Raw genomic sequence first — 14,196 nt, 5'->3', positions numbered from 1 at the left:
GCGCCCCTGCGCAAAGATGGACCGATCCGATATGACCTACCACCCGAAATCAGAGTTTCTGCACGTGATGGTCAGCCGCGGCTTTCTGGCGGACTGTACCGATCTTGAAGGACTGGACGAGGCCATGCTGGCCGGGGTGGTGCCGACCTATATCGGCTATGACGCCACGGCGGCGTCGCTGCACGTCGGCCATCTGCTGAACATCATGATGCTGCGCTGGTTACAGAAGACCGGGCACAAGCCGATCACCCTGATGGGCGGCGGCACCACCAAGGTGGGCGACCCGTCGTTCCGGTCGGATGAACGCCCGCTGCTGGGCCCCGAGCAGATCGACGCCAACATCACCGGCATGCAGAAGGTCTTCGACCGCTACCTCGACTACGGTGCGGGCGACACCGGCGCGCTGATGCTGAACAATGCCGAATGGCTGGACAGCCTGAACTACCTGGATTTCCTGCGCGACATCGGGCGTCATTTCTCGGTCAACCGGATGCTGAGCTTTGAATCGGTGAAATCGCGGCTGGACCGTGAACAATCGCTCAGCTTTCTTGAGTTCAACTACATGATCCTGCAGGCCTATGACTTCCTTGAACTGAACCGCCGCTACGGCTGCCGGTTGCAGATGGGCGGCTCGGACCAATGGGGCAACATTGTCAACGGCATCGACCTGACCCGCCGGGTGCTGGACAACCAGATATTCGGCCTGACCTCGCCCCTGCTGACCACCTCGGACGGCAAGAAGATGGGCAAAAGCCAGGGCGGCGCGGTCTGGCTGAACGGCGACATGCTCAGCCCTTATGAGTTCTGGCAATTCTGGCGCAACACCACCGACGCCGATGTGGGCCGCTTCCTGAAGCTTTACACCGAACTGCCGCTGGACGAATGCGACCGTCTGGGCGCGCTGGAAGGCTCGGAAATCAACCAAGCCAAGATCCGTCTGGCCAACGAAGTCACCGGCCTGCTGCATGGGGCCGAAGCGGCGGCGGCGGCCGAGGCCACCGCGCGCGAGGTGTTCGAAAAGGGCGGTGCCGGCGACGACCTGCCAACCCTGACCCTCAGCGCGTCCGATCTGGGCGATGGCATCTCGATCGTGCAGCTGATCGTGAAAACCGGTCTGGCAAAATCGGGCAAGGAGGCCAAGCGTCTGATCTCGGACAATGGCGCGAAGCTGGACGATGCGCCGCTGACCGACGCCGGGTTGATGATCGACGCGGGCGCGCTTTCGGCCCCGATCAAACTGTCGGCGGGCAAGAAGCGGCACGCGCTGGTGGTTCTGCAAAACTGACCCGCCATGGGCGGCGATCAGGCAGGCGGTCGATCCTCGGGTCGGGCGCCTGTTTTGCGTTGCACGGGCGCGGACAGGCGGTGATCCCCGGCATTACAAGAGCCAGCGCAGCACCGCTTCCAGCAGACTGAGCAGCACGAAGACCGGCACCGACATCAGGGCCGCCAGCCAGAACAGCCCCGCCGGCGTGGCGCGGGGGCTGGGGATGCGGTGACCGAACACCGATGTCAGGCGGGGTTTCATAGCCGCATTAACCCCGGCTTAGCTTGCATCGGGGTTAACAGGGGCATGGCAGAGTGGCGCGAGACCCCTTTCAAACATCCCGTGGCCGAGGCCGCCTTGCAGCAGCATCCGGCCTATGGGCGCGCCTGCCGGGTGTGGGGGCGCGAGGTGCGCAGTTTCGTGCTGGGCGACGCGGCCGCCCCTTTGGCCACCGCGCAGGTGCTGGTACGGCGCTGGCCGGGGCTTGGCCGGGTGGCGCTTCTGTCGCGCGGGCCGGTTTGGGGCGCGCAGGTTCCGGTGGCTGCGCGAAGACCCGCGTTGCGGGATTTGCTGGCGCGGCTGCGGCTTGAACATGCGGGCCTCATCGCCACGCCTGAGATCGGGGCGCAGGGTGATCCGCTGGAAGGCTTCGGCTACCTGCCGATGATGACCCCAGCGCATGTGGCGGAACTGGACCTGCGCGGCGGCCCGGCGGCGATGCGGGCGCGGCTGCGGGGCAAATGGCGCAACCGGCTGGTGCGGGCTGAATCCTCGGGCCTTGAGGTGCAGCAGACGCCAATGACCGGCGACACCGGCCACTGGCTGCTGCGGGCCGAGGCGCAGCAGGCCCGGGCGCGCGGCTATCGGCGATTGCCGCCGGGGTTCACGGCGGCTTTCGCGGCGGCCTCTCCCGGTGCGGCGCAGGTGTTCACGGCCCATCTTGCGGGGGTGCGCGTGGCCGGTATCCTGCTGCTGCTGCATGCGCCCACCGCCAGCTATCACATGGCATGGTCCTCGCCGCAGGGGCGCGACACCGGGGCGGCCAACCTGCTGCTGTGGCGGGCGATGCTCTGGGCGGCGGCGCAGGGCTGCACGCGGCTGGATCTGGATCTGGTGGACACCGAGACGGCCCCGGGACTGGCGCGGTTCAAGCTGGGCACCGGGGCGATCCCCCGCGCACTGGGGCACACCTGGATCGACGCGCCGGGCACGCGGCTGGTGGCGCGGCTGTGGCCCAGAGGTCAGCGCATCCAGGTGCCGTCGGGCCAGAAGGCATGAAACGCAGGCAGCACACCTTTGCTCACATCCCGGTCCGTGGCCGCGTCGCGCCCGCGGGCGGAAAGGTCGGCCCTGCTTTCCAACTGCACCGGCAGCAGCGCCAGGTCGGGTCCCGTCAGCACCCCAACCCGCGCACCCTCAACACCGGCCGCTCCACCCGGCGTTCGACGGCCATGCCGAAGCTGCACAGCGGAAAAAATCCGCAACCGGCGCACCGGATCGGTCGCGGCCACACGGGCCAACACCCCCATTCCGGGCCGGTACGTGGGTTTTTTGGATAGTGCTTCGCATGGACACTCCTCGAACCGCTTTGGGATCAGGATGGCCACAAAGAGGGCCCATGCGAAGGGGGTGTCACGCGATGGCGACGCCCCGTGCGCGCGCCACCGGCTCAGGCAGTCCGGCGACGATAGCGCAACAACCCCAGACCCGCGAGGGCCGAGGCAACCAGGCCAAGCCCCGCCGGCAACGGAACGTCGCTGGTGGGGATGGCATCGTGAAACTCCAGGGACGAGGCAATCAGTACGTTTTGACCGTCATGGACGCCCGCCCCTTGGCCGGGGCATTCCGGTCGGCCCAAACTGTGAGGCCACCCGAATGGCACGTTGGCGTTGACCTCGGCACAAGCCTGAAACAACGCACTCAGCACAGCGCCGAAGGGGCCGCCAAAAAAGGCCGCTCAAACACGTCTGATCCTGGTCTCCTCCCTGTGCGCCAGCACCCGATCAGGCCATTGACGCAGGGGAAGTTGTACCATTTTCTGAGGGATTTGCGAAGCCAAAAGACCCGCCCCTTGCACCGGGACGGGTCAGGTTTGGCTTACTCGGTGACCTTGACGGTCACCATCCGGTCGGGCGCGCCGACCACGGTGCCATTGGCGCCGGTGCCGCGCTTGATGGCGTCAACGACGTCCATCCCGTCGGTGACCCGACCCACGACCGTGTACTGGCCGTTCAGGAAACTGCCCTGCCCGAACATGATGAAGAACTGGCTGTTGGCGCTGTCGGGATCCTGCGACCGGGCCATGCCCACCGTGCCACGCTCAAACGGCACGTCCGAGAATTCCGCCGGCAGGTTGGACCGGTCCGACCCGCCGCGCCCCGCCATGCGCATGTTGAAATCATCACCGGTCTTGCCGAATTTCACATCGCCGGTCTGCGCCATGAAACCGTCGATGACGCGGTGAAACACCACCCCGTCATAGGCCCCTTCCGAGGCCAGCGCGGTGATCTGCTCCACATGTTTCGGCGCCACGTCTTCCAGCAGGTCGATGGTGATGGTGCCCTGGGCCTCGCCATCGACCTCGATCTCAAGGCCGGTGGCGCCGGCCTGCGCGGCGCACAGGCTCAACGCAACGGCAAAGGCGGTGTTACGCATCTGCATCGGCCGCCACCTTGACGCTGATCATCCGGTCGGGGTTGGCCGCAGGCTCGCCCCGCGTGATGGCATCCACATGCTCCATCCCGTCGATCACCCGGCCATAGACCGTGTACTGGCGGTTCAGGAAGTGGTTGTCGGTGAAGTTGATGAAGAACTGGCTGTTGGCCGAATTCGGGTTTTGCGACCGCGCCGCGCCCAGCGTCCCGCGATCATGCGGGATGCCCGAGAATTCCGCCGGCAGATCCTTCAGGTCCGAGCCGCCGGTTCCGGCGCGACGGATGTTGAAGTCCTTTTCCATGTTGCCGTGCTGCACGTCCCCGGTCTGGGCCATGAAGCCGTCGATCACCCGGTGGAAGGCGACGTTGTCATAGGCGCCGCTGCGCGCCAGTTCTTTCATGCGATCGCAGTGCATCGGCGCGATGTCCGGCAGCAGTTCGATCACCACGGTGCCGCCCTTCAGTTCCATCAGGATGGTGTTTTCAGGGTCTTTGATCTCGGCCATACCGATCTCCGTTCGTGTGGTTCGACTAGAATGAATCCGCGCGACCCTAGGCCGGGTCCGCCCCGAAGGTCCAGACCCGATCCGCCTCAGCGCCAGATCACCGTTGTGTGCTTGAGACGCAATGCCGCGACCACGGCCCCCTTGAGAGGAGGCGATTGACCTCTTGCCGGTTTCAGGGTGAAAGGAAAGCAGACCAGTTAAGGGAGATGCCGGATGGCCTGGAAAACACTCGATGACATGGATCTGACCGGCAAGGTGGTCCTGACCCGGGTGGACATCAACGTCCCCATGGCTGATGGCCAGGTCACCGACGCCACGCGCATCGAACGGATCAAGCCCACCGTCGACACCATTCTCGCCAAGGGCGGCAAACCGGTCCTGCTGGCGCATTTCGGCCGACCCAAGGGACAGGTGGTGCCGGAGATGTCGCTCAGCCACATCCGCGGCGCGGTCGAAGAAATTCTGGGCGTGCCGGTCGCCTTCGCCGAGGATTGCATCGGCCTGCCCGCGAAACTGGCCGTGGGCGGCCTGGCCGAGGGCACGGTGCTGCTGCTGGAAAACACCCGCTTTCATGCCGAGGAAACCGAGAACGACGCGCGTTTCGCCGCCTCGCTGGCCGCCCTTGGCGATGTCTATTGCAATGATGCCTTTTCCGCCGCCCACCGCGCCCATGCCTCGACCGAGGGCATCGCGAAACTGCTGCCCAATTGCGCCGGACGTCTGATGCAGGCCGAGCTTGAGGCGCTGGAAGGCGCGCTTGGAACCCCCAGGCGCCCGGTGGCGGCGGTTGTGGGCGGGGCCAAGGTCTCGACCAAGCTGGATCTGCTGGGCAACCTGGTGGCCAAGGTCGACACGCTGGTGATCGGCGGCGGCATGGCCAACACCTTCCTGGTGGCGCAGGGCGCCCAGATCGGAAATTCCCTGGCCGAACCCGACATGGCCGGAACCGCGCTGCAAATCGTCGAGAAGGCCCGCGAAGAGGGCTGCACGATCCTGCTGCCCGCCGATGTGGTGGTGGCACGCGAATTCAAGGCCGGGGCCGACAGCGAAACCGTGTCCAGCGACGCCTGCCCCGAAGATGCGATGATCCTGGACGCCGGCCCCGAGGCTGTCGAAGCCATCAAGGCCGTCTTTTCCCAGTCCCAGACACTGATCTGGAACGGCCCGCTCGGCGCCTTCGAAATCCCGCCCTTCGACACGGCCACCAACGCGGCCGCTCTTGCGGCGGCAGAGCTGACCCGCGACGGCAAGCTTGTTTCGGTGGCCGGCGGCGGCGACACCGTGGCGGCCCTGAACACCTCCGGCGCGGCGCAGGATTTCTCGTATATCTCCACCGCAGGCGGCGCGTTCCTTGAGTGGATGGAGGGCAAGACCCTGCCGGGCGTGGCTGCTCTGGAAGGCTGAACGCGATATATTGTGCCTGTTAGCGGTCACAGACGTTGAACCGCCGAGGGCGCTTGCCTATCAGATTAACCAGTCCTCACCCGTGAAAGGTGCAAACGCATGACCACTGAAATCGTCAAGAACATCCTGAAGAACTACGAGGGCGAGACCCCCGGCGTGAAGGCAAAGCTGCACAGCATGCTGATGCAGGGGGCGCTTGGCGGTACCGGCAAGATGATCATCCTGCCCGTGGATCAGGGGTTCGAACATGGCCCTGCCCGCAGCTTTGCGCCCAACCCCGAAGGTTATGACCCGCATTACCACTACCAGCTGGCCATCGACGCGGGGCTTTCGGCCTATGCCGCGCCGCTGGGGCCGCTGGAAGCGGGTGCCGACACGTTTGCCGGTCAGATCCCGACCATCCTGAAGTGCAACTCGGCCAACTCGCTGATGTCAGGTTCCGCCGGCAAGGATCAGGCCGTGACCGCCTCGGTCGATGACGCGCTGCGTCTGGGCTGTGCCGCCATCGGCTTCACCATCTACCCCGGCTCCGACTGCGCCATCTCGATGATGGAAGAGATCGTCGCGATGCGCAAAGAGGCCGCCGCCAAGGGCATCGCCACGGTGATCTGGTCCTACCCGCGGGGCGAAGGTGTCACCAAGGACGGCGAAACCGCCATCGACGTGGCCGCCTATGCCGCCCATATGGCCGCCTTGCTGGGCGCCCATGTCATCAAGGTGAAACTGTCCACCGATCATCTGATGCTGCCCGAGGCCAAGAAGGTCTATGAAGAGCAGCAGATCTCGATCGCCGAACAGGCCGAGCGCGTGCGCCACTGCGTGCAGTCCTCGATGAACGGTCGCCGGATCATCGTCTTCTCGGGCGGTGCCAAGAAAGGCGCCGACAGCGTCTATGACGACGCCCGCGCCATCCGCGACGGCGGTGGCAACGGCTCGATCATCGGCCGCAACAGCTTCCAGCGCACCAAGGCCGACGCGCTGGACATGCTGGGCAAGCTGATTGCCATCTACAAGGGCGAAGCCTGATCCCAGGCGCTAAGCCCTGAAGAATCGCCCGGAGCCTGCTTCGGGCGTTTTCCGCGTCGCCCGCCGACAGGCCGACGGCGCAATGCAAACAACCGGGCGGCTGCGCGTTCAGGACCGCCCCAGCGACGCCCCCTGCCCCGCATTTTCGTGGCAAATGACACAGGGCGCGCATAGACTGGACCGGCAGGGATCAGCCATGGCCGTCTTCGGGCGGCCGAATGCTGTATGAGAAGGGCTGACCATGACGGCTGGAACCGACATTTCCCAACCTGCGTATCGCTGGACCATTGTCGCTGCGGCAGCCCTCATCCTGGGCATTTCCATGGGCACCCTGGTCAACGGGTTGTCGGCGTTCCTGGTGCCGCTGGAAGTCCATTTCGGCTGGGAACGGGCACAGGTTTCGGCGATCAATTCCTTCGGCCTGATCGGCATTGCCACCGGCGGCATCGTCATGGGGTTTCTGGCCGACCGGATCGCCACGCGCACCATCTGCCTGATCGGCGCGCTGTCGCTGTCCGGCGCGCTGATGCTGGCCGCCAATGCGCAGTCGCTGGCCCAGTTCTACACCCTGTTCTTCTTTGCGGGCGCCGTCGGCGGCGGCAGCCTGTTCGCCCCGGTCATCGCCCTGGTTGGCAGCTGGTTTCGAACCCGCACCGGGCTGGCCATTGGCATCGCGTCGGCCGGTCAGGCGCTAGGTCAGGGCATGGTGCCCTTCGCGGCGGGGCATCTGATACAGGCCTCCGGCTGGCAGTCGGCGATGACAATCCTCGGGGTGGTCGTTGCCGTGACCGTGGTGCCGCTGTCGTTCCTGATGCGATCCCCGCCGCAATCGCAAGGTCGCGCCACGGCGGCAACGGCAACCGCTCCTGTCTTGCCCGCCTGGATCATCCTGCCGGCCCTGTCGCTGGCGGCTCTGGGCTGTTGCACCGGCATGGCGGTGCCGCTGATGCATCTGGTGCCACTGATCCAGGAGGTCTGCGGCGTCGGCGCCGAGGCGGGCGGCCCGCTGCTGGTCGTACTGATCGCCGCCATCGGCGGACGCATCTTCTTTGGCATGCTGGCCGACAAGATCGGCGCCGCCCGGTCATGGATGGCCGCGACGGCCTGGCAAACGACCCTGATGATGGGCTTCGTCCTGCTGGGATCGATGCAGGCGTTCTGGCTGTTTTCGCCGCTGTATGGCTTTGGCTACGGCGGCGTGATGACCGGCGTTCTGGTCACGGTTCAGGCCTTCGCCCCCCCTGCGCGGCGGGCCATGTCCACCGGGGTCGTTCTGGCCGTGGCCTGGCTGGGTCATGCCCTGGGCGGCTGGCAGGGCGGGTTGTTCTTTGACCTGACCGGGGCCTACTACTGGACCTACGCCAACGCGGTCATCGCCGGACTGGTCAATCTGACGGTCCTGGGCACCATCCTGCTGCTGGTCCGGCGCCGGTCGGTGTCTGCGTCCTAGCCGCCCGACCCGCGCGCGCCCGCCGATTTGGGATTCACAGGGCACACATCCTGTGGCAATGTCGGTCCAAAATATCTGAGGCAGTCACATGCAGGGTTCGGGCTTCGGCTTCCTGATCTACACCACCGTCGCCGTCATGCTGGGCGGTTACTTCGCCTTTGCAGCCCTGCAAGGCGATCTCGGCGTGTTGCGCCGGCTGGAGATCGAGGCCGACCAGACCCGACTTGAAGCGCAACGCGACGCGCTTCAGACACAGGTGGATGCCCTGAAGAACAAGACCCACCGCCTGTCCGACAATTTCCTGGATCTGGATTTGCTGGACGAGCGCGCGCGCGAGGTTCTGGGCCTGATGCGCGCCGATGATCTGATCATCCGCTAGGGCCGCGCCCGTCCTCAGATATGCTGATCCATGGTGACGGCGGGCTGATCGCAGCCGGCCTCGCCCACGATCTTCGCCGGCACGCCGGCCACCGTTGTGCAGGGCGGCACCTCGTCCAAAACCACCGACCCGGCCGCGATGCGCGAGCAATGGCCGACCCGGATGTTTCCCAGAACCTTGGCCCCGGCCCCGATCAAGACCCCGTCGCTGATCTTGGGATGACGATCGTCATCTTCCTTGCCGGTGCCGCCAAGGGTCACCGAATGCAGCATCGAGACGTTGTCGCCGACCACGGCGGTTTCGCCGATGACGATGGAATGGGCGTGGTCGATCATGATCCCCTTGCCCAGCCGTGCGGCCGGATGCACATCGACGCCGAACAGTTCCGACACCCGCATCTGAACAAAATAGGCCATGTCGCGGCGGCCCTCCTGCCACAGCCAATGGGCCACGCGGTAGGCCTGGATGGCCTGGTAGCCCTTGAAGAACAGGATCGGCTGGATCATGCGATGGCAGGCCGGGTCGCGCTCATAGACCGCCACAAGGTCGGCGCGCGCGGCTTCTTCGATCCCGGGATCCGAGATGAAAGCCTGCTCGACGATCTCGCGCAAAAGCTGGTCCGGCATTTCCGCCGACGCCAGCTTCATGGACAACCGGTAGGACAGCGCGCGGCTCAGCGACGGGTGATGCAGGATGCTCGAATGCACCAGCCCGCCCAGAAGCGGCTCGTCACGGATGGTCGCCTGCGCTTCTTCGGTCACCTGTGCCCAGACAGGATCGAAGGCAGCGAACTGCGTCTTTGGGTTGGACATGGCGGCCTCCCGACGTTGCGTACCGAAGCAACTTAAGCCGATTGACCGCCGGTTTCCACCCCGACCCGTTCACACTCGCGGGACTTGCAGCCGCATCAGATGCACGGCAAGCCGCAGATTGCCTACCGCAAAACTGCCGCCCTCGGCCTCGATCAACAACGGTGTGTCGGCGTAAAAGGCCTGCGGCTGACCGCTCAGCCCTTCGACCCAAGACCCCAGTCCAAGGCCCAGCCCGGTGCCGTATTGCCCCGACCCGCCGGGCACGCCCAGCCGCCAGCTGCTGCACGCGCCGCTCACCGCCGAGGTGACGATCCCGGTGACGCCAAGCACCACGGAACGCGCCGGAATAATGGCCGCCGTGGTCACCGACGCCCCCGTCCCCACCGGCACATCCACCTCGATCACCTGCATCAGGCTGGCCGCCCCATTGGGCGAAACCGCCACCGCGTGTGCAACCCATCCCTGCCCGTCGTGCAACACCGGCACGCCCTGATCCGCGACCCAGCCGCGCCAGCCCGCCGCCGGGGTCACATAGACCCAGCCGCCATTGTCGAACACCGCCAGCTTGCCGACTTCCGCCGCCCAGACCCCGCTCGCGCCCTGCGGCACGCCATAGGCCGCACCATCGACGGCACTGACCGGCGGCGTGGTTTGCGTCACCGACAGCAGGGTGGTCTTACAGACCGCATCCAACCGCGCCAGCGCTGCGTTCACCGTCACATGCTTCTGGGCCTGCGCTTCCATCACAAGGGGCAGCCCAAGGTTTGCCGTATTAGCCATTGATCGTCACCTTTCCGAAAAGTCCCGGACCGAAACGGTCCGACAATTGCGCCACTTCCAGCGTGTAAGGTCCGCTGACACCATCCGCTGCGCGGCTGGCGGCGTCATAGGTCCATTGCGGGCTGGTCACCGTAACTTCGCGCTTGATCGCGCCCTGCCGGATGCGCAGCAAATACCGCTCCTGCGCCTCGCCCAGCGGGATCTCGGGCAGCGACCACAGATCGCCGTCGATCCGGCTGCGGCGGATCCAGCGCAGCCGGTGATCGCCCGACAGGGTGACCTCGGCGCGCAGATGCACCGGCGCATAGGGCCGCAACCCGTTGCCCGCGAAACTCGCCTGCTGATGCACGAAACTGGGATCGGTATAGGGCTGGTCCGACGGCCCGATGCGATAGTGCCGGGTCAGACCCCGCGCGCCCGAGGCCAGCGCGATCTGCACAAGAGCCGCGTCCAGCACCACCACCAGACTGCCCGCCGGCCAGATATCCGGAATCATCCCGTCGCTGCCCAACTGGCCGCGCAACCGCTCCGACAGATCGAACAGATCCGGTCCCACCAGATCGGCGCGGCGAAACTGAAGCACTTCCCAATTGCCGGGGCTGCCGTCACCGATGGCCAGCGCGTTGGCGCCGTTCAGCAATTCCGCCTCGCTCACCGAACTCAGCGCGCCATCGGGGATTTCCACCGTCAGCGGCGCGCCGCGATCCAGCCGCCCGGGCGCCGCACGCAGCAATTCAGTCCGGGTCAGCCCGACCCGCGCGCCCAGGTCCACCAGCGTGTTCAGGTCATAGTCGCTGTCGCTGCCCGAACCATAGACCGCAATCTCTCCCGGCCAGGGCCGTGCGGCCACCGCCAGATAGGGCGCGTGCGGCACATCCTCGGTCCGCAGCAAGGGCAGGTCCAGAAACACCGGCGACGGCGGCACCGGCGCGGGAAAGGCGGCGATCCGCGACAACTCCTCGATGGCCGGGCCCGGCTGGTAGACCGGCGTTTCCACGCGCACCGCTTCCAGCAGATGCACGCCCACGTCCTCGCAGCGATCCACCCGGAACCGACCCATACTGCCGCCATGCGGCAAGTCGATCACATCGCCCGCCCCCAGATCCATGCGGCTGGGCGGCAGCGCCAGTTTCACCGTGTCCCGCGCGATCCGGCCTTCGGCCAGCCAGCGTTCGGCCAGCCCGCGCGCCTCGGCCTTGGTCAGCACCATGTTCAACTCGGACCGGGCCACGTTTTCAACCTCGCCCCCCGGCACCGCCGCGTCGATCGAGGCCACGTCGAACCCGCCATCAGCGGCCACATAGTCCAGCCGCACCCTTCCGGGCACCTCGCTGTCAGCGGCGCGCAGAACCGACAGATCGCCGTCCTCCTCGGGATGTTGCGCCAGGTCGTCCTTGCCCAGCACCGCATCCGCCGCCCCGCCGCGCGACCGAAACACCAGCCGCCCTTCACGCTCCAGCGCGTCGAACCCATGCGCCAGCATCAGCGGTTCAAGTGCGGCGCGGGCGCTCTCGGGCTGGCCCACCGCATAGCCGCGCACCAACCCGTGCAACCCGGTCACATCCGGGTCGGCCACCCCGGCACGCTGGCAGATCTCGCGGACCACGGTGGACAGCAGTTGCGCCCCCGTCCGCCCGTTCAGCCAATGCCCGCGCAAGTAGTTGTCGCCATCGCTCCAGACATCGCTGCGGCCGGGAAACCACGGATAAGGCCGCGCGTCCCAGGCCCAGACAAAGGCCCGGCTCATGTCCACCATCGGCCCACCATAGACCCCCGACACCGGGTTCTGCGCCGGATCGGACCAGAACCCGAACATGGCGCGCAGGTATTGCATCTGGATCAGATCGTCCCGCGCCCCGGTCGAGGCCCGTGGCAGCACCGATTCCGACGACTTGGGATCGAGGAACTTGTTGGGCTGGTTGGTGCCCTTGTCGATGGCCGCACAACCCAGCTCGGTGAACCAGATCGGCTTGCTGCGCGGCACCCAGGGCGTCGCCCCCGTTGCCCGCACCCCGCCGATGCGGTTGTGATGCGGGCTGCTCCACCAGCCGCGCAGATCCTTGTAGCGGAACACCCAGGGCTGGCCATAGGCACCATCGGTGATCGGGCTGCGCAATTGCGCCTGCGCGTCGGCGGCACTGGCATAATACCAGTCATAGCCCTCGCCCCCCGCCACATTGGCCTTCAGGTAGTCGAGGTCATAGATCGAGCCCCAGCCCGCGTCCGCATGACCGGCCTCGTCGCGCCAATCAGACAACGGCATGTAATTGTCGATGCCGATGAAATCGATCTCGGGATCGGCCCACAGCGGGTCAAGGTGAAACAGGTGATCGCCGCTGCCATCCGTGGGCGAGTAGCCGAAATATTCCGACCAATCCGCCGCGTAGCCCAGCTTGACCGCGCCGCCCAGCAGCGCCCGCACCTCGCCCGCCAGCGCCTTGAACTCGGCCACCGCCGGAAAGCCGCTCTGGCTGTCGCGGATCTGGGTCAGACTGCGCATTTCCGAGCCGATGCAGAACGACTCCACCCCGCCCGCCGCCTTGCACAGCGCCGCGTTGTGCAGGATGAACCGGCGCAGCGACCATTCGTTGGGGCCGGTATAGGTGACCGTGTCGCCCGAGATGCTGAAATCCGATGCCCGCGCCGTGCCGAAAAAGGCCCGCACCTGCCCTGCCGCCGCCGCCGTCTTGTCCGGGCTGCCGGGCTGTCCCGGCGCTTTCGAGGTCGTGATCCGCCCGCGCCACGGCAGCGGCGGCTGGTTTGCCGCCCCGGTCCAGGGATCGCTCAACCCGTTGCCCGCCATCTGGTCCATCAGGATGAAGGGATAGAATATCACCTTCTGCCCGCGTGCGTTCAGGTTGCGGATCGCACCGATGACGCTGCGATCGGAGGGCGTGCCGCCATAGATCGACCGGCCACCATCCTTGGGCACCTCCTGCGCCTGATACCGCTCCAGCCCGGCAACCCGCCAGGCATCCGGGTCGCCATCGGCCAACCTCTGTTCGACCTTGGGGCGGATCTTGGCGCGGTCGCAGCGCAGGTCATCGCCGAACCAGGACACCACCAGCGACACCGCCCTGCAGTTGGGAAGCTCTTCTTCAAGCGCGTCCATGGACACCGTGAAATCCGTGCGACCCCCGGGGCTGTTCACATTGGCCGACCGTTTCAGCCCGAACCCTTCGACATAGTGCACCCGCTCGGGCGACAGGGCGTACTCGCCGGTCCCGGGGATCAGCGCCACCGCCTGCACCCCGTCCACCATCGCGCCGTCGGCATCCTGAAAGGCGGGCTGCTCGGGGCGGATCACCTCGAAGCTGAATTGCGGCACCCGGTTGCCATAGGCTTCCAGTTGCAGATCCTCGAACACCACATAGGCCGTGCCACGATAGGCCGGGGCATTGGCGCCTCCCTCCACGGCGGCGATCTTGGGATCGGGCAATTGTGTCTCGCTGCCGCGATAGACCCGCAACGACAGCTGGTCGGTGCGGATCTCCTGCCCGTCGGCCCAGATCCGCCCGACGCGGGAAATCTCACCCTCGCACAGGGCCACCGCGAGGCTGACACTGTAGCTGTAGGTCCGCACCTTGGATTTCGGCGCGCCGCCCTTGCCGCCGCCGACGCGGGTGGCCTTGCGGCTTTCCTCGAAATTCGACGCCCAGATCACCTGTCCCGGCACCCGGATGCGGCCAAAGACCTGCGGGATCGGCGCTCCCTGCGAGGCCCCGGTGACGCGGAAGCGGTCCACCTGCCCGCGCTCCACCACCTGCGAGCCGCTGCCCATGATCCGCTGGTCGATCGCCCGTCCGATGGTCGCCCCTGCCGCCCGGCCGATGACCGCCGCCGACAGGCCCAGGAACGAGCCGCCAAGCGCGCTGCCCGCCGCCGCACCGGCGGCTGAAAGAAGTAGTGTCGCCATGA

At 66.4% G+C, this 14,196-nt stretch carries 13 protein-coding genes; 6 read left to right on the top strand and 7 right to left on the bottom strand.

The features are described from left to right. Positions 1-31 precede the first annotated feature (31 nt). Positions 32-1,285: a tyrosine--tRNA ligase gene (tyrS, locus tag ACP15K_RS07925; protein WP_424990218.1), complete on the top strand. Its 1,254-nt coding sequence runs from the start codon at positions 32-34 to the stop codon at positions 1,283-1,285. A gap of 93 nt (positions 1,286-1,378) precedes the next feature. Here the strand turns inward: tyrS and ACP15K_RS07920 are convergent, their stop codons facing one another. After that, entirely contained in the window at positions 1,379-1,528 is a 150-nt protein-coding gene (locus ACP15K_RS07920) for a hypothetical protein (RefSeq protein WP_193141937.1), read from the bottom strand. A gap of 45 nt (positions 1,529-1,573) precedes the next feature. Here ACP15K_RS07920 and ACP15K_RS07915 point away from each other — a divergent pair, with 45 nt between their 5' ends. Beyond that, positions 1,574-2,545: a GNAT family N-acetyltransferase gene (locus ACP15K_RS07915; RefSeq protein ID WP_424990217.1), complete on the top strand. Its 972-nt coding sequence runs from the start codon at positions 1,574-1,576 to the stop codon at positions 2,543-2,545. On the opposite strand, the gene ACP15K_RS07910 is transcribed toward ACP15K_RS07915, so the two are convergent. From ACP15K_RS07910 to ACP15K_RS07900, 3 genes are all read right to left on the bottom strand, one after another. Beyond that, entirely contained in the window at positions 2,509-2,796 is a 288-nt protein-coding gene (locus ACP15K_RS07910) for a hypothetical protein (protein ID WP_424990216.1), read from the bottom strand. The two genes, ACP15K_RS07915 and ACP15K_RS07910, sit on opposite strands and share 37 nt — an antisense overlap. 568 nt (positions 2,797-3,364) lie before the next feature. After that, positions 3,365-3,922, bottom strand: coding sequence for a peptidylprolyl isomerase (locus tag ACP15K_RS07905; protein WP_424990260.1), 558 nt, complete (start codon positions 3,920-3,922; stop codon positions 3,365-3,367). Continuing rightward, positions 3,915-4,427, bottom strand: coding sequence for a peptidylprolyl isomerase (locus ACP15K_RS07900; RefSeq protein WP_193141625.1), 513 nt, complete (start codon positions 4,425-4,427; stop codon positions 3,915-3,917). The genes ACP15K_RS07905 and ACP15K_RS07900 overlap by 8 nt, the downstream gene beginning before the upstream one ends. A 213-nt stretch (positions 4,428-4,640) precedes the next feature. Between ACP15K_RS07900 and ACP15K_RS07895 the strand changes: the two genes are divergently transcribed. The 4 genes from ACP15K_RS07895 (at position 4,641) to ACP15K_RS07880 (ending at position 8,686) form a co-directional block, all read left to right on the top strand. Continuing rightward, positions 4,641-5,831: a phosphoglycerate kinase gene (locus tag ACP15K_RS07895; protein ID WP_193141626.1), complete on the top strand. Its 1,191-nt coding sequence runs from the start codon at positions 4,641-4,643 to the stop codon at positions 5,829-5,831. Between the two features lie 99 nt (positions 5,832-5,930). Next, on the top strand, positions 5,931-6,857 hold the full coding sequence (locus tag ACP15K_RS07890) for a class I fructose-bisphosphate aldolase (RefSeq protein ID WP_193141627.1): 927 nt from the start codon (positions 5,931-5,933) through the stop codon (positions 6,855-6,857). 241 nt (positions 6,858-7,098) lie between these two features. Next, a complete protein-coding gene (locus tag ACP15K_RS07885; RefSeq protein WP_193141628.1) occupies positions 7,099-8,307 on the top strand; it encodes an MFS transporter in 1,209 nt (402 codons plus the stop codon). A gap of 88 nt (positions 8,308-8,395) precedes the next feature. Continuing rightward, positions 8,396-8,686 carry an FtsB family cell division protein gene (locus tag ACP15K_RS07880; RefSeq protein ID WP_193141629.1) on the top strand — a complete coding sequence of 97 codons (291 nt, stop codon included), beginning with the start codon at positions 8,396-8,398 and terminating at the stop codon, positions 8,684-8,686. Between the two features lie 14 nt (positions 8,687-8,700). Here ACP15K_RS07880 and cysE read toward each other — a convergent pair whose 3' ends face one another. The 3 genes from cysE to ACP15K_RS07865 form a co-directional block, all read right to left on the bottom strand. Further along, entirely contained in the window at positions 8,701-9,498 is a 798-nt protein-coding gene (gene cysE / locus ACP15K_RS07875; protein WP_193141630.1) for a serine O-acetyltransferase, read from the bottom strand. 69 nt (positions 9,499-9,567) lie between these two features. After that, entirely contained in the window at positions 9,568-10,278 is a 711-nt protein-coding gene (locus tag ACP15K_RS07870; RefSeq protein ID WP_424990215.1) for a DUF2793 domain-containing protein, read from the bottom strand. Further along, a complete protein-coding gene (locus tag ACP15K_RS07865) occupies positions 10,271-14,194 on the bottom strand; it encodes a baseplate multidomain protein megatron (RefSeq protein WP_424990214.1) in 3,924 nt (1,307 codons plus the stop codon). Before ACP15K_RS07865 ends, ACP15K_RS07870 begins: the two co-directional genes overlap by 8 nt. Between the last annotated feature and the right edge of the window lie 2 nt (positions 14,195-14,196).

It is taken from the genome of Fluviibacterium sp. S390 (genome assembly GCF_049800695.1).
In the GTDB taxonomy this organism is placed as follows: Bacteria; Pseudomonadota; Alphaproteobacteria; order Rhodobacterales; family Rhodobacteraceae; genus Meridianimarinicoccus.
This window is presented reverse-complemented; position numbering and strand designations above follow the sequence as displayed.